The organism is Limnohabitans simekii (SeqCode), from assembly GCF_965234735.1.
Lineage (GTDB): Bacteria > Pseudomonadota > Gammaproteobacteria > Burkholderiales > Burkholderiaceae_C > Limnohabitans > Limnohabitans simekii.
Genome location: NZ_OZ248542.1, coordinates 387,659 through 410,532, shown reverse-complemented (window position 1 = coordinate 410,532; position 22,874 = coordinate 387,659). Strand labels below are relative to the sequence as shown.

At 53.6% G+C, this 22,874-nt stretch carries 20 protein-coding genes; 12 read left to right on the top strand and 8 right to left on the bottom strand.

Annotated elements, in window-relative coordinates:
- Positions 1 to 60: 60 nt before the first annotated feature.
- Positions 61 to 2,028, bottom strand: a complete 1,968-nt coding sequence (locus AC8GFP_RS08565) for a TonB-dependent receptor family protein (RefSeq protein WP_506612317.1) — start codon at positions 2,026 to 2,028, stop codon at positions 61 to 63.
- Here AC8GFP_RS08565 and AC8GFP_RS08560 point away from each other — a divergent pair.
- From AC8GFP_RS08560 to AC8GFP_RS08530, 7 genes are all read left to right on the top strand, one after another.
- A complete protein-coding gene (locus AC8GFP_RS08560) occupies positions 2,006 to 2,260 on the top strand; it encodes a hypothetical protein (RefSeq protein ID WP_506612331.1) in 255 nt (84 codons plus the stop codon). The genes AC8GFP_RS08565 and AC8GFP_RS08560 overlap by 23 nt on opposite strands.
- A gap of 132 nt (positions 2,261 to 2,392) precedes the next feature.
- Complete coding sequence (locus AC8GFP_RS08555; RefSeq protein ID WP_506612214.1) at positions 2,393 to 3,073, top strand: hypothetical protein; 681 nt, start codon at positions 2,393 to 2,395, stop codon at positions 3,071 to 3,073.
- A gap of 15 nt (positions 3,074 to 3,088) precedes the next feature.
- Positions 3,089 to 3,718: a DUF2135 domain-containing protein gene (locus AC8GFP_RS08550; protein ID WP_506612212.1), complete on the top strand. Its 630-nt coding sequence runs from the start codon at positions 3,089 to 3,091 to the stop codon at positions 3,716 to 3,718.
- Position 3,719: 1 nt separating this feature from the next.
- Positions 3,720 to 4,217 (top strand): hypothetical protein, encoded by a 498-nt coding sequence (locus AC8GFP_RS08545; protein ID WP_506612211.1) that lies wholly within the window; start codon positions 3,720 to 3,722, stop codon positions 4,215 to 4,217.
- A 2-nt stretch (positions 4,218 to 4,219) separates the two neighbouring features.
- Complete coding sequence (locus tag AC8GFP_RS08540; protein ID WP_506612209.1) at positions 4,220 to 4,936, top strand: hypothetical protein; 717 nt, start codon at positions 4,220 to 4,222, stop codon at positions 4,934 to 4,936.
- A 209-nt stretch (positions 4,937 to 5,145) separates the two neighbouring features.
- Positions 5,146 to 6,822 carry a PQQ-dependent dehydrogenase, methanol/ethanol family gene (locus AC8GFP_RS08535; protein ID WP_506612207.1) on the top strand — a complete coding sequence of 559 codons (1,677 nt, stop codon included), beginning with the start codon at positions 5,146 to 5,148 and terminating at the stop codon, positions 6,820 to 6,822.
- 193 nt (positions 6,823 to 7,015) lie between these two features.
- Positions 7,016 to 8,164, top strand: coding sequence for a transporter substrate-binding domain-containing protein (locus AC8GFP_RS08530; protein ID WP_506612205.1), 1,149 nt, complete (start codon positions 7,016 to 7,018; stop codon positions 8,162 to 8,164).
- A 205-nt stretch (positions 8,165 to 8,369) separates the two neighbouring features.
- Here the strand turns inward: AC8GFP_RS08530 and AC8GFP_RS08525 are convergent, their stop codons facing one another.
- Positions 8,370 to 10,508, bottom strand: coding sequence for a xanthine dehydrogenase family protein molybdopterin-binding subunit (locus AC8GFP_RS08525; RefSeq protein ID WP_506612203.1), 2,139 nt, complete (start codon positions 10,506 to 10,508; stop codon positions 8,370 to 8,372).
- A gap of 21 nt (positions 10,509 to 10,529) precedes the next feature.
- A complete protein-coding gene (locus AC8GFP_RS08520; RefSeq protein ID WP_506612202.1) occupies positions 10,530 to 10,991 on the bottom strand; it encodes a (2Fe-2S)-binding protein in 462 nt (153 codons plus the stop codon).
- A gap of 266 nt (positions 10,992 to 11,257) precedes the next feature.
- On the opposite strand from AC8GFP_RS08520, the gene AC8GFP_RS08515 reads away from it, so the two are divergent.
- A complete protein-coding gene (locus AC8GFP_RS08515; RefSeq protein ID WP_506612200.1) occupies positions 11,258 to 13,609 on the top strand; it encodes a TonB-dependent receptor in 2,352 nt (783 codons plus the stop codon).
- A gap of 82 nt (positions 13,610 to 13,691) precedes the next feature.
- Here AC8GFP_RS08515 and AC8GFP_RS08510 read toward each other — a convergent pair whose 3' ends face one another.
- The 3 genes from AC8GFP_RS08510 to AC8GFP_RS08500 all read right to left on the bottom strand — a co-directional run bounded on the left by AC8GFP_RS08510 (position 13,692) and on the right by AC8GFP_RS08500 (position 16,115).
- Positions 13,692 to 14,336, bottom strand: a complete 645-nt coding sequence (locus tag AC8GFP_RS08510; protein ID WP_506612198.1) for a response regulator transcription factor — start codon at positions 14,334 to 14,336, stop codon at positions 13,692 to 13,694.
- Positions 14,333 to 15,247: a sensor histidine kinase gene (locus AC8GFP_RS08505; protein ID WP_506612196.1), complete on the bottom strand. Its 915-nt coding sequence runs from the start codon at positions 15,245 to 15,247 to the stop codon at positions 14,333 to 14,335. The genes AC8GFP_RS08510 and AC8GFP_RS08505 overlap by 4 nt, the downstream gene beginning before the upstream one ends.
- A gap of 76 nt (positions 15,248 to 15,323) precedes the next feature.
- Positions 15,324 to 16,115: a hydroxyacylglutathione hydrolase gene (locus AC8GFP_RS08500; RefSeq protein ID WP_506612194.1), complete on the bottom strand. Its 792-nt coding sequence runs from the start codon at positions 16,113 to 16,115 to the stop codon at positions 15,324 to 15,326.
- Between the two features lie 95 nt (positions 16,116 to 16,210).
- Here AC8GFP_RS08500 and AC8GFP_RS08495 point away from each other — a divergent pair, with 95 nt between their 5' ends.
- A complete protein-coding gene (locus AC8GFP_RS08495) occupies positions 16,211 to 17,080 on the top strand; it encodes a UDP-2,3-diacylglucosamine diphosphatase (protein WP_506612192.1) in 870 nt (289 codons plus the stop codon).
- A 5-nt stretch (positions 17,081 to 17,085) separates the two neighbouring features.
- Positions 17,086 to 18,336, top strand: coding sequence for a lysophospholipid transporter LplT (gene lplT / locus AC8GFP_RS08490; RefSeq protein WP_506612190.1), 1,251 nt, complete (start codon positions 17,086 to 17,088; stop codon positions 18,334 to 18,336).
- On the opposite strand, the gene asd is transcribed toward lplT, so the two are convergent.
- Positions 18,323 to 19,192: an archaetidylserine decarboxylase gene (gene asd / locus AC8GFP_RS08485; protein WP_506612188.1), complete on the bottom strand. Its 870-nt coding sequence runs from the start codon at positions 19,190 to 19,192 to the stop codon at positions 18,323 to 18,325. The genes lplT and asd overlap by 14 nt on opposite strands.
- Positions 19,193 to 19,243: 51 nt before the next feature.
- Here asd and AC8GFP_RS08480 point away from each other — a divergent pair, with 51 nt between their 5' ends.
- A complete protein-coding gene (locus AC8GFP_RS08480; protein ID WP_506612186.1) occupies positions 19,244 to 20,914 on the top strand; it encodes an aminotransferase class III-fold pyridoxal phosphate-dependent enzyme in 1,671 nt (556 codons plus the stop codon).
- Here the strand turns inward: AC8GFP_RS08480 and AC8GFP_RS08475 are convergent.
- Positions 20,911 to 21,522, bottom strand: a complete 612-nt coding sequence (locus tag AC8GFP_RS08475; RefSeq protein ID WP_506612184.1) for a hypothetical protein — start codon at positions 21,520 to 21,522, stop codon at positions 20,911 to 20,913. The two genes, AC8GFP_RS08480 and AC8GFP_RS08475, sit on opposite strands and share 4 nt — an antisense overlap.
- 110 nt (positions 21,523 to 21,632) lie before the next feature.
- On the opposite strand from AC8GFP_RS08475, the gene AC8GFP_RS08470 reads away from it, so the two are divergent.
- Complete coding sequence (locus AC8GFP_RS08470) at positions 21,633 to 22,859, top strand: glycosyltransferase family 4 protein (RefSeq protein WP_506612182.1); 1,227 nt, start codon at positions 21,633 to 21,635, stop codon at positions 22,857 to 22,859.
- Positions 22,860 to 22,874: the final 15 nt, after the last annotated feature.

The window sequence follows — 22,874 nt, the reverse complement described above, 5'->3', positions numbered from 1 at the left end:
CATCTTAGAACAGGCTAGAAAAAAGGCCTCGGGAAATGATCCCGAGGCCTGGTGCAAGTCTTAGAACTTGTAGGCTGCTTTCACGCCCAGGATCCAGTTGAAGGGGGCGGCGGGTTCGTAACTTCTTGAATTACTGTCATTGACTTTGATTGATCCAATGTATTTCACATCTGTCAAGTTGTTCAACGTGATGTATTCGGTGGTGCTCCAAGGGCCAGATTTTTGATTCAAGCTCGCACGCAAATTAAAAATGGTGTAGCCCGCAGCTGCAGTGCCAGCTGTATTTGCATCATCGACTTCCACTGAACTGCTATTCACCAAATTCAAAGCTGTTTGAAAGCCCCACACAGGGTAAGACCAAGCCAGTTCAGCAAATGCCTGGGTTTTATAGGTTCCGGGAATGCGATTGCCTTTCAGGACTGTTGTGCTGAAATTTTCATTGAAAGTTGCGTCTAGCAATGTGTAAGAGGCATAGGCTGAAAAGTTCATTGGCAACAAGGCATCTATAGACAGCTCTGTGCCAGTTCGCTTTGTGGACTTTCCGTTTTGGTAGCTGGTTCTGCCGCTTACAGTGGAGTTCACGATGATTTCATTTTTTGTGTCCACTTGAAAAACAGTTGCATTGACCTTGGTGTTGTCGTCTAAAAATGCTTTGACTCCAGCTTCGTAATTGTTGCTGGTGCTTGGTTTCAAAGTCAGGTTGGGACCAATACCAGTAGTTGCATTTGAGAAAGATGATTCAACCAAAGTTGGTGTCTCAAAGGCTTGGCCAGCATTCACGTATAAATTCACCGCAGGATTTAGCTTGTAGATGCCGCCAATAACTGGAGTTGTTTTGGTGTAACGAACGCTGCCACTGGTGTCGCAAAGCCTGACAGTTGCTGCTGTTGAACACTGGGTGGATGTTCCTACCAATTCGTCTTCGAATTTCAAGCTGAGGTTTGTTCTCCGAACTCCAGCATGTAGATCAATTTGAGGGGTGACCGTCAGACTTCCTTGGACATATTGATCAGATGTCGTCGCTGTTTGTTTTTCATTACGGTTGAAGTTGGCAGTAATTGCTGCGCGAGCAACACCACTGTCCGCGTTGATGTCCTTCCGGTCATCCACCATTTGTGAATAGGTCACTCCGCTGGAGATCGAATAAGGCATGTCAGAAACCTGCCCCTTGTGCGACCAGCGCAATTCGGTACCCATGAAGTCCCTGTCAATCACACTGGCGCGACTGTTGTATGTAGGGATATTTGCCACATACAAAATTTGGTTGTTGTCACGCTGCCCTGCATAAGCCAACAGGTTCAATGTGTTCGTTGCATTCAATGATTTTTCAAAATTGATGCCGATTTGAGTGTTGCCTCTGGCGACCCTTGAATTCACTGTTTTGGATGTAGGCGATGCTGCAGTCCTTGCTTCAGAAACAAGCAGGCCCCCTGGATCTTTGGCATCTTGATCAAACCAACTCAGCAAGGTGGTCAACTTCGAATCGTCACCGATTGTGGTTTTGAGTTTGGCAGTGGCTTGCTTTTTGGTACTGGCGCTTTGTTCACGGTAACCATCCGACTTGAAATTCGAATAGCCCAACACATAGTCCACGCCAGAGGTAGCGCCTGCTGCTTTCACCGATTGGGTGTAAGTGCCATAGCTACCAGCCAACAAGTCACCAGAAACTTCGGGTGTCTTGGGTGCGTTCTCGGTGAACATCTGAATCACACCACCCGACGAATTGCCATACATGGCGGAGAAAGGGCCGCGCATCACTTCGATGGACTCCATCATGCCCAAGTCCACGCTGCCGGGGTTGCCAATGCCGTCGGGCATAGAGAGCGGAATGCCGTCCACATACACGCGGATACCACGCACACCAAACGCCGAACGCGCACCAAAACCGCGTGAAGAAATTTGTGGGTCTTGGGCCATCTGTGTGCGGTTTTGCGCTGTGATGCCGGGCACACGGGCCAGGCTTTCAGACAAGGTCATGCGCAATTGGCCGTCTTGAATTTGTTCCTTGCTCACCTTGTCGATTGACATGGGCAAATCAAAACTGTCTTGTTCTGTTTTGGTGGCCGTGATCACCACGGAGGACAAGCTTTTGGTTTCTTCGGCAAAGGCCAGTTGGCTGGTCAAGCACATCACAGCAAAAGGAATAGCGGCGTATTTTTTCAACATAAAAACTCTCTGCAAAATTAAAGGCACGCCCAATGGGCAAAGCCCAAGAGTCTACGAAGTTGCTTTGCGTGGGTCTGAAACTGCTTTGGAATGACCCTCACTTTTCATCTAGCAAAAATCTTGAGGTTCTGTCAGTTATTATTCGCCGCACTCGCACGGCCGATCCCTACCCCCAAGAGGTTCAAGCCCTGTTACAAAAATTATTAATTTGCTTAGGCGGCCTGACTTGAAGTCTTTTTTCTCACGTCTCAAAAATAAAAACCCCCACTGGGACGTCGAGCCACTTTGGTTTGAATGGCTGGTGCTGGTGGGCTTGTTCATCTTTTCCACTTGGCTTTTGGGCATCAAAGGGGTTTGGCATTTGCTGATCGCCTCGGACCCTACCGGTATCACCCTGATCATCATCATCGTGTTTGCAGTCTCCACCATGTGGTGTGGTGTGCGCTCTAAAGAATTGGCCAAGCAACGCGCGTTGTTGCAACAAGCGGTGGCCAAAGGCTACGAAGGTTTGCTCAGTTGCCCAGGCTGGGCTGGCGAGTACTGGAATGCCTTGGCAGCCAACCCGCAAGACAGCGGTGCGCCCCTGGACCTGTTGATGGACAAAACCCATGCGCCGCACACCACCGCGTGGTGGGTCAATGGGGTGCAACTCAAGTTGGGCTTGTTGGGCAAGGTGATCGGCTTCTCGGTGTTGGCCATGCAAATCGGTCAAATTCAAAATTTCGATCCCAACCAAGCGCAAGACTTGCTGCGCAACCTCACATCGGGTTTGGGCGTGGCCTTGCTCACCACCATGGTCGGATTAGTTGGCAATATTTTGTTGGGACTGCAACTCACGCGCATGGACCGGTTCGCTGATGAACTGGTGGCGCAAGCGCAACGCCACGGACTGCGCATCGGTCGCTAAGGCGACCTCACAGCCATGCGCAAAAACCGTTTCGCCCGCGAGCCTGAGGTCGATCCCTTCTACGACATGTTGTTCAACATGCTGATCGCCTTCGTCTTTTGTTTCATCATCGCCCTCTTGGCCATGAATCCCAAAGCGAACAAGTCGGGCGACATCCCCGCCAAAGCCGAGTTCATCATCACCTTGTCGTGGCCAGACATGGACCCCAACGACATTGATTTATGGGTGCAAGGCCCGTCTGGCGAAAGTGTTTGGTTTCGCAACCGAGAAGCCGACCTGATGCACTTGGACCGCGATGACCGCGGCACCTCGAACAACACCATCCTGATCAATGGTAAAAAGGTGGTGAACCCCTTGCGACAAGAAGTGGTCACCATTCGCAGCATCGTGCCAGGAGAATACGTGGTCAATGCCAGTTATTACGATGCCAAAGACATTGATGCCAGCGACCCTCGCGCTGGCAAACCCGTGGAGGCCACGCTGTCCATCATCAAGGTCAATCCCAAAGCCGAAGTGATTTTTTACGGGCAATCCACCTTGGAAGCACGCGGCAAAGAAGTCACCATGGCTCGCTTCACCGTCACACCCGGCGGTGGCACGGACAACATCAACACCATTCCTAAATCTCTCATGAGCGCGTATTGACATGACTCTTACCTTCATCATCGTTTTTGTTCTTTTTGCTTTGCTGCTTGCCTTGGCCCTGGTGTTTTCCAAATGGCCCAATTGGCTCAAGGGCTTGCTGGCTGTGGGCGTCACCGGTTTTTACTTTTGGGGCTATGCCAGCGTGCATTCCTTGTTGGGCATCCCCAGCACCGACGCGTTGCCTGAAAAATTTGTGATGATTGCCGCCATCGTTGATGAACCGCGCCCCAAATTCGATGGCGCTTTGTACCTCTGGATCACACCCATCGAAGAGGGCAAAGGGGTGTTGCAGCCACGCGCCTACAAATTGCCTTACAGCCGCCCCGTGCATGAAATGATTGTGGAGGGCATGCGCAAAGGCCGCGATGGTGTCAACCAAATGGGCACCGCCGAAGCCCGCCCTGGCGATGGCAAAGGCTCTGGTTGGCTCAAGCCCGGCAATGACGAGCAAGAAGTCAAAATCATGGACCTGCCAACACCCCACGTGCCGGAAAAATAATCATGCGCCTCACCACTTGTTCTTTGTTGGGTTTGCTGTTGCTCAGCGGTTGCGACAAACCGTCCTCTGAAAACCCCTTGTTTCCTTTGGTCAAGGGCCAGGCTTGGACCTATCAAATTGAAACGGTGTACGACGCCCCCGATGCGAAGACGGTGAAATACACCATGCAGATGAAAAATCTGGGCAGCGCAGAATTCAGTGATGGCAGCACGGCTTGGATACGGCGCAGCAACATGGGACATGAGTACTGGTTGCGCAACACCCAACAAAGCATCAGCCGAGTGGCCATGAAATCGCCCTTGAAAGAACGCGCGGTGATGGACGAGGAAGAAACGGTTGTGCTGCCCAACCCACTCACTGTGGGCGCATCTTGGATCACCACCACGGTGCCTTACATCTTGCGTCGACGCAATGAACAACCCGCCGACTTTCGCTATTTGCCCAAGTACCAAAAGTTACCCATCACCTTCACCGTCATGGAATTGGATGTCGCTCTAGAGACGCCCGTGGGTCGCTTCAAAGGCTGTGCACGTGTTGAAGGCAAGCTCGATATCTTGCTTTGGAGTGATGATGCTTTTGCATTCAAACCCAACCACTTGATACAGCAGGAGTGGTACTGCCCTGGTGTCGGTCTTGCACAAGTGGAGCGGGTCGAACCCACCACCTCCAAACTGCTGCAAGGTGGTGTGATGCGCATGAAATTGATCAAGCTTGATTGATGCTGACAAGAGATTGACAGCAGACCAACAACAGCTTACGCAGGGGCAGCGAATTGCCCTAGACACGCGTTCAGGTCCTTGTCTCGTTTTGAGAAATTCAACAATTCTTAGTTGTTGACTAGGGTTATCTCTAGGCGCACTCTTATACAAGTCCATCAGAATTGAAGGGTTAGTTGTGTTCCCTTTGTTAAACCCTGAAGGAATTTTTTATGAAACTTTTGATGAAATCCGTAGCGTTTGCTGCCGCCCTTGGCGCCGCATCGCTGGCCAGCGCACAAAGCTGGCCTGTCTACGGTGGCGATAACGGTAATCAGCGCTTCAGCCAAGGCAGCCAAATTACCCCCGCCAACGTGAGCAAACTCAATGTGAAATGGGCTCTGCAATTGGGATCCAACCGTTCACAAGAGTCCAGCCCCATTTTGGTTGGCGACACTTTGTATGTGACCTCTTCTTTCGGTCCTAAAAACGTGTTTGCTGTCAATGCCAAAACCGGTGAAGTTCGCTGGAAATGGTCTCCCGAGATGCCCAAGGGCGTCGAGCAATACGCTTGCTGTGACGTGAACAACCGTGGCGTGGCCTACAACGATGGCAAGATCTTTGTCGGTCGTTTGGATGCCAAAGTCACTGCCCTGGATGCCAAATCCGGCAAAGAAATGTGGACCCAAACCGTGGTGGACTACACCCAAGGTTCCGTCATCACTTCACCTCCCGTCGTTGCTAAAAACGTGATCATCACCGGCTTCGGTGGCGGTGAATACGGCGTGCGTGGTGCTTTGGTTGCTTTGGACCAAGCCACTGGTAAAGAAGTGTGGCGCACCCACACCGTGCCCGTTGGCAACGAAAAGAATGCCGACACCTGGAAGGGTGACACCGGCAAAACAGGTGGCGGCGCCGCTTGGAACGTGGGTTCTTATGATCCCAAATTGAACTTGGTTTACTACGGCACCAGCAACCCTGGTCCTTGGACAGCCGTTGTTCGTGGCAATGACTCCAGCGACATCGGCAAGTTCACCAACTTGTACACCGCTTCTGTCATCGCGATGAACCCCGACACCGGCAACATCGTGTGGCACTACCAGTTCACACCCCATGACGCATGGGACTATGACGGCGTGAACGAACTCGTGTTCGCTGACCTGCCTGTTGACGGCAAAAAAGTGCCAGTCATCATGCAAGCCAACCGCAACGGTTTCTTCTACGTGATCGACCGCGCCAATGGCAAACTGATTTCAGCCAAGAACTTTGTGCCCACCAACTGGGCCACTGGCATTGACCTGAAAACTGGCATGCCCATCGAAGCTGCTAACAATGAAAAGCGTCCTCGCCTGAAGAAGTGGGCCAAAGACATTTGCCCCAACTTGGTTGGCGGTAAAAACTGGATGCCCATGTCTTACAACCCCAAAACTGGTCTGGTGTACATCCCCACCATGAACTTGTGTATGGACTTGGAAGGCATTCAAGAAGAGTACAAGCGCGGCCAGTTCTACTTGGGCGTGAACTTCGACTTGGACAAGCCTGGTCCTGGCGGCTACTTGGGCGGTTTGAAAGCTTGGGACCCCGTGGCTCAAAAAGAAGTTTGGTTCATCAAGGATGACCTGCCTTTCAATGGCGGCACCATGACCACCACCACCGGTTTGGTCTTTGCTGGCGACATCAGAGGTACCTTCCGTGCACATGACGCCAAGACTGGTAAAGAACTGTGGAAGTTCAACACTGGTTCAGGCATCAGCGCCGCACCCATCAGCTACACCTTGGATGGCAAGCAGTATGTTGCTGTGACCTCTGGTCGCACACAATCCATGCCTGCTTTCTTCGGCAAGATCGGCGAGAAAATGGTTGCAGCCAGCCCTGAAGGCGGCACTTTGTTCGTGTTCACTTTGGACTGATCGATTCTTTCGTGATCTGATTTGAACCAGACACCGCCTACGGGCGGTGTCTTTTTTTCAAGTCATCTGAGCTTTGTAACCCTGCGTTAAGGGTGTACGCTGAAAATATTGTGGTCGCATCCTAAGCATGGATGAAGTGCCAACACACCACAGTATTTCCAGCGTATTTTCAAAAACCATAGGAGATTTTTTCATGTCCAAGTCGTTCAACAGAGCGCTCAGTCTTCGTCTGAGCTTGGCTGCATTGGCGGTGTCTGCATTGACCACGCCCTTCGCCTCAGCAGACACCCTGCGCGTCTGTTCTGATCCTGACAACCTGCCCTTTAGCAAGTCTGAAGGTCCTGAAAAAGGTTTGTACATCGAGTTGGCTGAAAAAGTCGGCCAACGCTTGGGCAGCCCTGTTGAATATGTCTGGTGGTTGTCTTTCAACCAACGACGTGCCTTGCGCAACACCATGGACGGCTGTGACGCCTACTTTGCCCTGCCTGCTGATGCCGAGTACCGCGTCAGAGGCCTGGTCAAAAGCAATGCTTTCATGAGCCTGAGCTATGCCTTGGTTGGCCCCAAGGGTCAAACATACACCGGCCTGTCAGACCTCAAGGGCAAACGGGTGGGCGTGTTGTTTGGTTCGCCACCTGCCATCTTGCTTGCCAGCTCCGGCACCGGTTACCAATGGACCACCTTTCGCAGCCAAGAACAAGCCTTTGCCGCCTTGGAAAAGGGTGAGATTGACTTGGCCATGCTGTGGGGCCCCAGTGCAGGCTTTGACAACCAATCCTTGCATCAAAACCGTTGGCAGGTGCTGCCCATCTCTGGCGAAGGCTTGGGTGGTCAGGTGGCCATCGCAGTCTCCAAAGACAAGCCCGAGTTGAAGGATCAAATCAACAAAGCCTTGAATGAGCTCAAGCCTGACATCGACCAACTCGCCAAAAAATATGGCTTTCCTTCTCAAGCACCGTTGTTGTTGAACAGTGCCAACAAGCACATCAGCAAAACACCAGTGTTGACCCAGAAGTCTGGCTTCGTCAAAGTGACTGCCACAACCCAGCAACGTGAATGGCTGATGGCTGATGCCTCCGGTCCCTACGACACCGCCGAGGTCCGCTCCAATTTCAACAACAAATGCTCGCATTGCCATGCCAACAATGGTGCCAGTCCGGTGCAAGAACGGGACTTGCGCAAGCTGGTCATTCGTTACAACGAAAACTGGAAAAAAGTGACCTATGACACGATTGTCAATGGCCGCATCGAGTACGGCATGCCCAAGTGGGGCGGCATCCTGCCAGAAAAAGAAATCGAAGACATCATTCGATTCCTGGACGAGCAGGTGGTGAAGAAGTAATTCTTCATCTCCCCCCAAAGCCACCTTCGGGTGGCTTTTTCATGGGCTGTTCCATTGCGTCTGCAACGGCTCACCAAGACTTGCAAGGATGTTGTGATTGGCAGCGTTGATGTCAGCGGTTTTTTGTGGACGTAAAAAAAAGAGCGGGCAAGCCCGCTCTTTTCTGCTGAACAACCAAGCGCTGAACTGGTCAGCGCCAGGAGGATCAGGCTTCTTGGATCGTTTTGCCAGTGAGTGGCAATGTACGAATACGCTTGCCAGTCAGGTTGGCAACAGCGTTGGCCAATGAAGGCACGGTTGCAGCCATGAAAGGCTCGCCGATACCGCCAGGCTTTTCGGTGCTCTTGATCAACACGATGTTGATATCTGGTGATTCGTTGGTACGAACCAGCGGATAGGTGTTGAAGTTGGCTTGTTGAACCTTGCCGCCTTCGACCGTGATGGAGTGCTTCAGCGCCGTGGCCATGGCCATGATGATGCTGGACTGGATTTGTTGTTCAACGATCTCAGGGTTGACAATCACGCCCAAATCGACAGCAGCAGTCACTTTGTGAACACGAACTTCACCGTCTGCGCCCAAGCTGATTTCAGAGATGACAGCCAAGTAAGCGTCATAACCGTCCATCACAGCGACACCAAAAGCGCGACCTTTGGGGGCGCCTTTTCTGTAGCCAGACTTGTCAACAGCTTGCTTGAGTGCATTGGCGTGACGTGGTTTGTCGGCCAACAAAGACAGGCGGTAGTCGACAGGGTCTTTGCCAGCGGCCTTGGCCATTTCGTCCATGAAACACTCGTTGGCGTAGCAGTTTTGCTTGTGGCTCACGGCGCGGTAGTAACCGACGCGCAAACCAGCATCATGGATCACCAAATCGTGTTGGCTGTTGGGGATGCCATAAGGCGCCACAGCGTACTCGACCATGAAAGGATCGAGTGTGTCTTTTGGCAGACCAAACGCACGTTGTGTGATGGACTGGGAAGTGACACGGTGGTGAATACCGGTGGGCTTGCCATTGGCATCCATGCCAGCAGTCAGTTGGTTGACGGCCATGGGGCTATAGAAGTCATGGGTCATGTCATCTTCACGAGACCAGACCAACTTGACAGGCAGCTTGACTGCTTTGGAAATTTGAGCAGCTTGGACCACGTTGTCGAGTTCGATACGGCGACCAAAACCACCACCCAAGAAGGTGGTTTGCACGTCCACATCTTCGGGCTTGAGACCCAAAGCTGCGGCAGTTGCACCCTGTGCACCTTGTTGGAACTGTGAGCCACCGATCAGCAGCGCCTTGCCAGCAGTGACGTGGGCGGTGAAGTTCATGGGTTCCAGGGGTGAGTGTGACAACAAAGGCGTGATGTAAGTCGCGCTGATTTGTTTGGCTGAATTGGCAATTGCAGACTTGGCATCACCAACGGGAGGCTGCACAGCAATGACTTTGCCATTCTGAGCGGCTTCCATGGTTCCATTGATCATGCTGGCAGTGCTGACAGCAGCACCTGGGCCCATGTCCCATTCGATTTTCAGAGCACGACGTGCCTTGACAGCAGCCCAGTAGGAGCTGGCCACAACAGCCACGCCGTCAGGGATTTGCACCACGTCAACCACGCCAGGCATGGCTTTGGCAGCAGCGCTGTCCAGGCTCTTGACGGTGCCACCGATCACGGGGCACTGCTCCAAGCTGGCGTAAACCATGCCAGGCAGGCGAACGTCGATACCAAACTGTGCAGTGCCGTTGACTTTGGCAGCGATGTCGGTACGGGGAATGCGCTTGCCCACGACGCGGAAGTCTTTGGGTGCTTTGATGAATGGTTTTTCTGGCACGGGCTGCTTGGAAGCAGCTTCAGCCATTTGACCGTAGGTGGCTTTCTTGCCGCCGGGGCCAATCAGCATGCCGTTGTCGGCTTTGACAGAAGAGGCAGGAACGCCCCACTCTGCAGCAGCAGCAGCGACCAACATTTCGCGCACTTGTGCACCAGCGATACGCAGCTTTTCCCAGCCTTCACGAACAGAGGTGGAACCACCCGTGATCATGGCGCCCAAGAAAGCGTTGGCGTACTGGGCTCCGGGGGGAGCAGCAGCCACGTTGACTCTGGTGACATCGACGTTGAGTTCTTCAGCGATCAACATGGGCATGGAGGTGTACACGCCTTGACCCATTTCTGAACGAGCAGAGATGAGGGTGATGCTGTTGTCGTCGGCAATGTGCACCCATGCATTGGGGGTGTGCAATGTGCCAGCGGCCATGGTTTCACGAACGGTACCTGGCAAGACCACGCCCATGATCAGGCCAGAGGTGGTGATGGTGGTTGTCTTGAGGAAGTCGCGACGGTTTGATTGTGTGCTCATCATGATGTATTTCCTTTGAAATTAAGCAGCGCGCATCATGGATGCGGCATCTTTGACAGCAGCACGGATTCGTGTGTAAGTACCGCAACGGCACAGATTGCCAGCCATGGCTGCATCAATGTCTGCGTCGCTTGGGTTCTTGTTGGTTCTCAACAGCGCGGCAGCGCTCATGAGCTGACCAGACTGGCAGTAGCCGCACTGGGGCACTTGGTGCTTGACCCAGGCTTTTTGCAGTGGGTGTGAACCAGAACCCAGGCTTTCAATGGTGCTGACGCTAGAGCCAGCCACATTGCCAACTTGTGTTTGGCATGAACGCACGGCTTCACCGTTGACATGCACGGTGCAAGCACCGCACAGGGCAGCGCCACAACCGAACTTGGTGCCGGTCATGCCGAGTTCATCACGAATGACCCAAAGCAAAGGCGTGTCGGCCTCGGAGTTGGACTGAACGGCTTTGCCGTTGACTTTGAATTGAAGGCTCATAGATACTTCCTTGATTGAGGGATGCGGGACATGGGTCATATTAATGAAGTCCAGCACGGCCTATATAAGGGAAAGCCCTTGTTTGACTGCTCAAATTCTCTTTTTGAGACACTCCAAGTCGCCTAGGTTGCAGCAACAGGACATAACCAAGGGAATCTACCTGCTGACTTTCCCTGAGAGGCCCATGACTAGGAATATTTCCCTATCAACACGGGGCTGACCTGCCTACATTGCCAGACTTTCCTGCAACCTCACGTGAATTGACCATGATCAACAACATCCCCTTTGCCCGATCCCTGACCGCTTGTGCGGTGCTTATCTTGCTTTGGCCAATGGCCAGCAGAGCGCAGCAGGCTGCTGAAGGCGGCAGTTTGAAAGAAGTGCAGGTGGTCAACACCTCACCCCTGCCCGGCATTGGCATCGAAAAAAACAAATTGCCCTACGAGGTGCAAAGCCTCAACAGCGAGACCTTCAAAGCGGGCAACACCTTGAACATTTCAGAGTTCATGAATGAGAACTTGAATGGCGTGAACGTGAACGACATCCAAGGCAGCCCTTACCAAGCCGACGTGACCTACCGCGGTTCACGCGCCTCTGCCATTTTGGGGGCAGCGCAAGGTTTGTCGGTCTACATGGATGGTGTGCGTGTCAACGAACCGTTTGGCGATGTGGTCAATTGGGACATGCTGCCCGAGGCCGCCTTTGAGAGCGTGACCCTGGTGCCCGGCTCCAACCCGATTTATGGTTTGAACACTTTGGGCGGGGCCTTGGCCTTCACAACCAAGTCGGGCCTGACCACGCAAGGCAATGAACTCGGCTTGAGCTTGGGCAGTTTTGGTCGTGCCAAAGTGGACCTGACGCACGGCAGCAAGTCGAGTGACGGTTGGCACCGGTTTGTGGCCGCCACCGCGTTTGACGAAAAAGGTTGGCGCGATCACTCCAACGGCGAATTGCAAAACATTTTTGTGAAGATGGGCCGCAGCCAAGAGGACAGCAACTGGGACGTGTCCTTCTTGTACGGCACCAGCAAATTGGTGGGCAATGGTTTGACACCCAGTACCAACTATGGCGAAGAAGGAACAGAGGCACCCGTGAATGGGTTGTATGAACGCAGCCGGTCTGCGGTTTACAGCCACCCCGACGAAACCCAAAACAACACCAGCTTGCTGACTTTCAATTTGCAACGTGTGTTGGATGCCAACACCGAGTTGGCGGCCACGGCGTATGTGCGCAGTGGCAAGCAAAAACGGTTGGGTGGGGATGTGGAGTGGAATCCGGAAATTGATGTGGATGGCGATGGGATTGAGGACCCAGAAGATGACTTCGGAGATGATGGGACTTATCAAGCAGGCACAGGAGCAGCTGAAGGCGAACTCCGCCATTCCAGAACATCGCAAACCAGCTACGGTGCCAGTGTCAACATGACCAAGTTGTTGGATGCCCACCAAATCACCACTGGTGCCACTTTGGACATGAGCCGCAGCAGTTACGCCGCTTCAGCTGAGGAAGAATGTGCCATCAGTGAAACGCGTGGGGTTTCCGATTGTGAAGCAGCAGACGCACCCACAGCCGGTGTGAAAGGTGGCGCCACTGCTTTTGGCGTGTATCTGGCCGACACGTTCAAAATGAACGAAACCACTTACTTCACAGCAGCTGCTCGCTACAACCATACGGTCGTTGACAACACCATCACCCGCTATACGGATGGCGTTGGCGCTGAACTCGCCAAAGAAGAATTCACCTACCGCAAACTCAACCCCTCTTTTGGCCTGACGCATCAACTCAGCAACAACCTGACCGTGTTTGGCAATTGGGCCCAAAGCAACCGCGCACCCACGGTGATTGAATTGGGTTGTGCCGACAAAAACTACCCTTGTCAACTGCCCACTGGTTTGCAAGCCGACCCGTATTTGAAACAAGTGGTGGCTCAAACCATTGAAGGTGGTCTGCGTTGGAAAAACAGCCAGGACTACAACCTGGCCGTGTCTGTTTACCAAACCGACAACAAGGACGATATTTTGTTCATCGCCAGTGGCAGGCCGGGACTGGGCTACTTCAACAACTTCGATAAAACCAGACACCAAGGGGTGGATGTCAGCGCCAGTAAATCCTGGGGCACGGTGCGCATGAACACCAGTTACAGCTACTTGAAAGCAACCTATGAGGCTGAGGCTGAACTGCAAGCGGGCGAACGCGAAATGGACATCACCCCAGGCATGCGCTTGCCCGGCCTGCCCTTGCACACCCTGAAGCTGAACATGGAATGGCAAGCCACACCACAACTGAGCTTGGGTGCTGGAATGCACTACAGCTCTAGCTTGATCACCCAAGGCAATGAGGATGGACAAATTGGAGAAGATGCAGATGATGCGCGAGGAGACGCAACCATCAAAGGCCACACCTTGTTGAACCTGAAAGCCAACTACCAACTGCAAAAAGGCCTGACCTTGTTTGCCAAGATCAACAACGTGCTGGACACCCGTTACGAAACCTACGGCATGATTGGTGAGAACAATTTCGCAGTCGATGGTGGCGAAACAACTGCACAAACTCTTTCTAAATTCGTCGCCCCCGGCGCTCCCCGCAGCTACTTGGTGGGTTTGCGCTACCAGTTCTAACAAGCTAAAACACAACTAACACGCCACCTTAGCTTCGGTGGCTTCAACCTCCACGGGCGACCGTGGAGGTTTTTTTACGCCCTCAGAGGTCGGCTGGGCTGTCAATCACATGGTGGCGTTGCGCCAAATGCACCATGGCAGCCAAGGTGGCCACCTGCAATTTTTCTTTGATTTGGGTCTGGTGGTTGGAGATGGTTTTTTGGCTCAGGTGCAGGGCCGCTGCGCATTCAGCAACGCTTTGGCCTTGTGCCAACAGTCTGAAGGTTTCAAACTCGCGGGCCGTTAAGCTGGCAATGCGCTGCACCTCGTCATCCGCGGCAAGGCTGCCCTCTTGCTGCTTCAAATGGTCCATGTTGAACACACGCCCCGCATGCACCGCATGCACTGCCCGCACCAATTCTTCGGGTTGCGCGTTTTTGGACACAAAGCCCTTGGCCCCTGTTTGCATCGCGCGTTGCACCACCTGCACCGAGTCGTACATGCTGCACACCAATACACGAGCAGAGGCATCCCGGGCCAGTATTTTTTGCAACAATCCCAAGCCGCCGACGCCGGGCATGGACAAATCGGTGATGGTCACATCCGGCGAATGGGCGCCGAAAGCTTGGTAGCCCTCGTCGGCGGTGCTGGCTTCGGCCACCACTTGAATCTCCGGGTCTTGCGACAACAAACGCAAATAACCCGAGCGCACCACCGGGTGGTCGTCTACCAAAAGAACTCGAATCATGTGGCCTCCAGTGGCAGTTCAACCAACACCAAGAAACCATGACCCAACGCACTTTGCAAATGCAGTCGGCCGCCCAAGCTCAATGCCCGCTCGCGCATGCCCAGCAAACCAAAGCCAGCATGGTGGGCCATGGGGTCGTGCATGCCTTGGCCATTGTCATGCACACGCAATGCCAAGCCATGTGGGGCGAGCAAGCTCAATTGCACCTCGACCCGCGTGGCGTTGGCGTGTTTGGCCACATTCGTCAAACTCTCTTGCAACAAGCGGTAAATCGTCACGCACACATAGTCATCCAAATGCGCTGGCAACGCCTGAGACTCGAATGTGCAGACGACCCCATTGCTGGTTTGCCATTGCTCGCAATGGATCGACAAGGCATCGGCCAAACCCATGCTGTCCAAGACCGCAGGACGCAAACGCTGCAACAAATCCCTTGTCAGCCATGAAAGTGCTTGGGCGCTGTCCGCGATGCGCTGTGCCGAATCCAGGACGGCTGCTGGGGTGAGCTGACCGCCCGCCAAGACCGCCGCCTCGGTCCGGATGGCCGTGCATGTTTGCCCCATTTCATCGTGCAACTCACGCGCCAATGCACGCCGCTCGTCTTCTTGGGCCGTGAACAAACGTTGCGCCAAATCACTGTTGTGGCTCAGCAGTTCTTGCACCTTGGATTCAGAGCGAATCCGTTCTTGGACTTCTTGTTTGGCTTCCTGGGATCGGCGCCAGGAATACCAAGCCAGCCCCATGCCGAGGATGAGCAAGGCCAATGGCATTTCATCCAGTTGCAGGCGCTCGTAGCTTTGGGTGAAATGAAAAATCTGCTCGGAAAATTCAAATTCAAATGCCAGAAAAACATACAGCAACAGACAGGCCGCGACCCATAGCAAATCGGTTTGTGCTTTATTGAATTTCATCTGGGCATTTTAAGAACAAGCGATTCATCAGGGCTGAAGCAACCAGCGCCAGGGGTGGGTTGCAAATCAAGAAGGCTCACCAAGTGTTGCGCAGTTCACGCAGTTTCACAAACACGGTTTCTTCATCCGGTTGGGCGGGCAAGTCTGGGAAGGCTTGACGCAATGTGTCAATGAGACTGGCTTGACCCAAGCGGAAAAAAGTGTTGACCTCGCGCTCTTGCGCCAAAGTGGTGACCAGGGGTGCTTCCAAGTTTTGACCACGGACTTGATTGAGCAAACTTTGGGCGGCTTGGTTGTCGGGCTCGCGGTCCAAGGTGAAACGCAGGTTGTTTTCAATGTAATCGTGGCCGGGGTAAATGCGGGTATTGGCTGGCAGCTTGTTGAATTGCTGCGCGAAGGTGTTGTAGAGCGCTTGCGCGTTGCCGCCGTTGTGGCAGTTGCCAGCGCCTGCATTGAACAAGGTGTCCCCTGAAAACAAGGCGGGTTGATCGGTGTGGGCACACAAGCAAATGTGGCACATGGTGTGCCCGGGGGTGTCCAAGGCTTCCAGCTCCACCGTCTTGCCCACCTTGATGATGTCACCGGCCATCAGCCCACGAAACATGCCAGGAATGCTGCCCCCGGCTTTGGCATGGGCCAACACCTTGGCACCGGTGGCGGCCACCACCGCATCGTTGCCACCAATGTGGTCATGGTGCTCGTGGGTGTTCAAGATTTGGGTGATGTCCCAGCCTTCGTCTTTGGCGGCTTTCAAACACTTGTCGCTGTCCAGCGGGTCGATGGCCAAGGCTTCACCGGTTTCAGCGCAGGCCACAAGGTAGTTGAAATTGCGGTAGGGGTTGGCGGTCCAAATTTGTTTGACGATCATGCAACAGCCTCTTAGTGATCAGCGATGAAGTCATTGTCGCTTTGAAAGACACGGGTTTCATCAGACAGTCACATTAGCCACTTACGCTTGACTTCATGCAATCCACAACAACTCTATTTCAAAAAGAGGAATCGATGCATTACAGAGCCGTCTTCATTTCAGATTTGCACTTGGGCACCCCCGGGTGCCAAGCCGAAGAACTGCTGGCCTTTCTCAAATCCCACACCAGCGATCACCTGTATTTGGTGGGCGATATCGTCGATGGCTGGCAACTGCGCCGCAAGTGGTTCTGGCCACAAGCGCACAACGATGTGGTGCAAAAAATCTTAAAGCGCGTTCGCAAAGGCTGCCATGTGGTCTACATCCCAGGCAACCACGATGAATTCGCCCGCGACTTTGCAGACCACCATTTCGGTGGCGTGCAAGTGATGGAAGAAGCCACGCACACCATGGCTGATGGCCGCCGTTTGTGGTTGATTCATGGCGACTACTTTGACCCGGTGGTGAAATACGCCAAATGGCTGGCTTATGTGGGCGACAGCTTGTATGAATTAACGCTGCGCTTGAATCGCCATTTCAACCGGGTTCGTGCCCGCATGGGTTTGCCTTATTGGTCTTTGTCCGCCTTCCTCAAAGGCAAGGTGAAGAAAGCCCTGAACTTTGTCGCCGACTTTGAAAAAGCCGTGGCCCACGAGGCCCGCAAGCGCGGCTACCAAGGTGTGGTGTGTGGGCATATCCACCGCGCTGAAATGCGCGATATCGACGGCGTCCTTTATTGCAACGATGGCGACTGGGTGGAAAGCCGATCGGCCTTGGTCGAACACACGGACGGCAAGCTGGAGTTGGTTTTTTGGAACCAGTTGTTGGACTTCAAACCAGCGGTGATTGAAGCCCGAACACCCGTGGTCAAACCGGTGGTCTCGCCCAGCCCCATCGCCGCCAGTATCGCCAACACCGTCTCTTGAAGCCCATGGCCGCGCCAGGCATTGCCAGCCTGTTGGCTGCGCAGTTTGTCTCGGCATTGGCGGACAACGCTTTGTTGCTGTTGGCCATGGCGTTGCTAGCCGAGCAGGGGTATGCGGTGTTTTGGATTCCCTTGCTCAAGCTGATGTTCACCCTCTCGTATGTCGTGCTCGGCCCTTGGGTAGGTGCTTGGGCCGACACTTGGCCGAAACGCAGCGTCATGATGTGGGCCAACGGCATCAAGGCCATGGCTTGCATGGGCATGGTGGTCGGTGTGCCGCCCATGTTGGCTTTTGGCTTGGCAGGTTTGGGGGCGGCCATTTATGCGCCTGCCAAATACGGACTGATCACAGAACTCACCCCCGCTGAACAATTGGTTCGTGCCAATGGTTGGATTGAGGTGAGCACTGTTTGTGCAGCTTTGTTTGGCGTGATGCTGGGTGGGCTGCTGGTGGCTGAACGTTTACAAGGCTGGTCTTTTTACGCCGACTTGAACCTTTGGCTGGGTTCAGGCAGTCGCTTCAATGCCTCGTTGGCTGCTGTGCTCTTGCTGTATGGACTGGCGGCTTGGCTCAACCGCTTGATCCCAGACAGCGGAGTCCGCTATCCATCCCATGCATGGCATGTCATGGCTGTTTGGCAACGCTTCAAGCAAGACCATCTGAAGCTTTGGCGAGACCCTTTGGGCAGCATCAGCCTGTCGGTCACCACCTTGTTTTGGGGCGTGGGTGCCACCTTGCAATTGCTGGTCTTGGCTTGGGCACAAGCGGTCTTGCACTTGAGCTTGGAGCAAGCGGCGTACTTGCAAGGCGCTACAGCTTTGGGTGTGATTGCCGGTGCGGCATTGGCAGCACGCACGGTGTCATTGCAACAAGCGCCAAAGGTCTTGATGGTGGGCATGTTATTGGGTGCACTCTTGCCCCTGATGGCTTGGGTGCAAAGCACTGAAGTGGCCATGGCACTCACCTTTGTGCTGGGCTTGGTGGGCGGATTTTTTGTGGTGCCCATGAATGCCATGCTGCAACACCGGGGCGCACAGTTGCTGACCGCTGGCCGCTCGATTTCAGTTCAAAACGTGAATGAAAACACCAACATCTTGGTCATGATGGGCATCTACAGCGGCTTGCTTCATGCAGGCATCAGCGTGGTGGATGTGAGCTGGTTGTTGGGCGCTGCGGTGTTCTTGGGCATGGCCGCCGTGCAATGGCGGTATTGGAAATACGTGCGGCCATCGCTGCCTGTGGTTAAGGCAGCTTGAACAAAGCCTGCCCCATTTGAATCCCTTGGCCGGTGGTGAGTTCGGGCACGAATTCGAAGGACTTGGGCACGAAAACCAAGATGGTCGAGCCATGTTCAAACCAACCCATTTCTTCGCCTTTCGCAAAGGATGCATTGCAAGGAATGTCGTGCGGACCTTTGTAACGGGTGTGCAGCAAGGTGTCGATGGCATGCAGCCGAATGCTGGCCACCAACACGGCTGCCACCGGCACCAAGGCCACGGGATAGGCTTGCGGGCCAATCTCCAAGTTCAACAAAGCACGTTCGTTTTTGCAAAACAACTTCTCCACCCGCGCCAAGGCCACCGGGTTCACGTTCCAGGTGTCGCCTGAAAAATACTTGACATGCGTCAGTCGGCCATCGAAGGGGGCATGAAAGCGGTGGTACATGGAAGAGGTGATGCGGATGGTGAGGTAGAGGCCATCGACCCAAGGTGTTTTGACAACCTCGTCGCCCAGTAAATCAGTCAGGGTGTAGGGGAAGCCTTTGGCCTGATACAGCTTGCCATCCTCTACCCGGCCCATGGCCCCAATGATGCCGTCACAAGGACTGGTGAACACTTGCGGGTCCGGGTGAATCGGTCTGGCACCCTCCTTCAACTCGCGGATGAAGCAGTCATGCAAGCTGTCAAAGTTTGATTTCTTGGCTTCTGACAAGTCCAAATCGGCGATCAATTGCCAAACCGCGATGGACGCATTTTTCACCCAAGGGGTGCGAATTTGGCTGAACCAGCCCATGACATGCGTCAGTGTGATGCGCGGAATCCGGTTGGTGAGCAAGAAGTTCAGGTCCTCATGGGCACCTATTTTTTGAAAGAGTTGTCGAATAGTCATCATTTTTTCATCCTGGCGTCATACAAAGGAGTTTTCGAAAAAGAGGTCACCAACATGGACGGTTTTGAAACGCTTTTGGTTGTGGGCACCTGGGGGCTTGCCGCCTTGGTCGGTATCAACTTGCTGATGAAAGTCACCCAACGCTTGCAGCTGTCGTTGGCCAAGCACCCTTCGCTCGGCGGCCATTTGCGCATGGCCAAACGCGTGGCCAAGTGGATCCCGGGCTACAGCTACAACCGCGACCAATGGTTTGACATTGATGGTGCCCCTGCATCGGTGGCCATGCAAAGACGCCATGCCTTGCAAAATCTGGGCGCACAGTTGCAGTCGCGCAGCCCGCAAACCTTGGCGCAAACAGACGCCACCAAGCCCATGGTGTCGGACTTGCAATTGATCAGCCAATACCGTGTGCCGTTTCAATTTCGCAGCGTGTTGGCGCAGCACATCAAGACAGGTAGCTTTTGGCGAGAAAGCCAGGGCGTGTGGTTGACCGATTTGGACGGCAACCAGTTCATCGACGTCACAGGCTCGTATGGCGTGAATTTGTTTGGCATGGACTTTTACAAAAGCTGCATCCAAGAAGGAGCCGACAGGGCCGCCAAACTCGGGCCCGTCTTGGGCTCTTACCACCCCTGCGTGCTGGACAACGTGCAGCAACTTTGCGCCATTTCCGGTCAAGACGAGGTGTCGTTTCACATGTCGGGCACCGAGGCCGTGATGCAAGCCGTGCGCTTGGCCAGATACCACAGCAAGAAACGCAAAATTGTGCGCTTCACTGGCGCTTATCACGGTTGGTGGGATGACGTGCAGCCGGGGCCGGGCAACCCGATGCCACCTTCTTCCGACACCCTGACATTGAATGAAATGCACCCCAACACCTTGCGCGTGCTGCGCAACCGCACAGACATTGCCTGCGTGTTGGTCAATCCTTTGCAAGCCATGCATGTGAACAAGGCCGCGCCCACCGACTCGACCTTGGTCGATGGTGGACGACAAGTGCACTACGACAAAGCCGCTTACAAAACGTGGTTGGCCCAACTGCGCGAGGTCTGCACCGAGAAAGGCATCGCCTTGATTTTGGACGAGGTGTTTCTGGGCTTTCGCTTGGCACCGGGCGGCGCGCAAGAATACTTTGACGTCCGCGCCGACATGGTGACTTACGGCAAAACCTTGGGCGGCGGTTTGCCGGTGGGTGTGGTGTGTGGCAAGACCCAATGGATGAAGCGGTTTAGCGAAGACAAGCCAGGGGATATTTGTTTTGCGCGAGGCACTTTCAATGCACACCCGTATGTGATGGCAACCATGAATGTGTTTTTGCACCGTTTGCAAACACCCGAGGTGAGAGCCCAATACAAGCAAGCCACTGTGGTTTGGCAATCGCGCAAAGACAGTCTGAATGCCGCCTTGCAGACTGCTCAGTTGCCTGTGCATGTGGCTGGCATGGAAACCGTGTGGTCGGTGCTGTTTGATGTGCCCAGCCGCTATAACTGGATGCTTCAATACTATTTGCGGGAACAAGGCATTGCACTCAGTTGGGTGGGGTCGGGCCGCATGATTTTCAATTTTGAATTTGATGACACCACCTTTGAGCTGTTCACCCAACGCTTCATCAAAGCCGCGCAGCGCATGCAAGAAGATGGTTGGTGGTGGACCCCAGAACATCAAAACAACCGCAACATCCGTCGGCAAGTGCTGAAAGAAATGTTGCGGCTGCGGTGGGCTTAATGCTGATGACCAACGTGGTCCATGGGATCGATCCATTCACCACGCATCAAATGCAAAGGTGACTTGTAGTAAAGCTTGATGTCATGGAACGGGTCGGTGATGATTTTGAACGCCCATGCCAAACCAGCCGTCAAGCTTTCTTGCTTCCAAAGTTGCAACACGCGAAACAACAAACCAGCGACACCTAAAAACAACCAAGCCATGGCGGTCATGCGAACCGGTGTGTCTTCGTAAGCCTCTGGCACAGCCCAAGCCAAATACTGCGGCATCCAATAGGCCACCACGGGGATGGCCGCGCAGATGCTGAGCAAAACGATTTTGCGGTTCAAGTTGTAGCCGACCTTGATTTCTTCCTTGTACTCGTGGGTGGCTTGGTTTACTTCGTCAAAGCCTTTGGGTTCGAAGAAAAAGTGGCCAATCTGGCGAGTGGTCATCGAAATCAACCATGCAATCAAGGCCGACACCACGGGATCGATGAACAAGTAAACATAGGCCACCAAAAAGGAAATGGCACTGATCAAATGCAAGGCTTGGTTGACGCGGCTGTGGTGGTAATAGCGGTGGTCGTCCCAGCGTTGCGTTTGAAGGGTCTGCAAAAGTTGACGCATGAAATCTCCTGTGAGTGAAAGGTGCCACTGAAATGTCACGTTTTCACATGAAAATTTCATGACATTCAAATTGTCATGAAACTGTTGCAATTGCAGTTCATAGTCATGGCATGAATAAAGATGCTGATATTCAAGTAGAGCGGATTGGCACCCATCGACCGCACATGAACATTGCGGTAGTGACAGAAACCTATCCTCCGGATATCAACGGTGTCGCCCACACCCTCTCCAAAATTGTCGAAGGCCTTGAGCAAAATGGCCATGTCTTGTGGTTGATTCGACCCAGGCAGCAAGCCAACGATACCGCCATCACCAAAGATCGGTACCGAGAGATTTTGGTCAAGGGTTTGTCCATCCCTTTTTACAAGCAATTGCGAATGGGCTTGCCTGCCAAAAGAGCACTCACCCGTTTGTGGTCGCATCAACGCCCCGACATTGTTCACATTGCCACCGAAGGCCCCTTGGGTTGGTCGGCACTGCAAGTAGCCAAGAAATTAAAACTGCCCATCAGCACCGACTTTAGAACCAACTTCCATGCCTACAGTCAGCACTACGGCATTGGATGGTTGAGTGGCGCGATCATGGCTTATTTGAAAAAATTCCACAACGCTGCGCAAGCCACCATGGTGCCCACCGCACAGCTGCAAGATGAACTCAGCCATGCCGGGTTCAGGCATTTATCGGTGGTGCCCAGAGGTGTTGACACCGAGACTTTCTCGCCGTCGCACCGCAGCGCTTCGTTGCGGCAAGCATGGGGCGCAGATGAAGATACGCGCGTTTTGTTGTATGTCGGACGCTTGGCACCTGAAAAGAATATCAAGCTGGTCATTCAGACTTATCAGAATCTCAAGCGACAGCACAAAGACATCAAGCTGGTGTTGGTTGGTGACGGTCCGATGCGCGACGGCTTGGAAAAAGCCCACCCCGATGTGATCTTTGCAGGCTTTCAAACTGGCGCGTCATTGGCATCGCACTATGCCAGTGCAGATATTTTTGCGTTTGCCAGTCAGACTGAAACTTTTGGCAATGTCACGCTGGAGGCCATGGCATCGGGTTTGGCCGTGGTGGCGTTTGACCATGCCGCTGCTGGTGAATTGATTCAAAGTGGCGTCAATGGCATGCTTGCTCGAACGCACTCTGAGGTTGATTTTGAAATGGGTGTGCAGGCCCTGCTGAACAACAAAGAACTGATGCAGCATGTGTCCCTTCAAGCGTGCGCCAGCGCACGTGCCCTGAGTTGGCGCATGATCGTTGAACGGACAGAAGGTGTCTTTCACTTGGTCATGCATCAGCACACGGCGTCCTTCAGTTTGGGCTTTCCCATGGCCAGCGCCTGAACACGCTCCACTTTG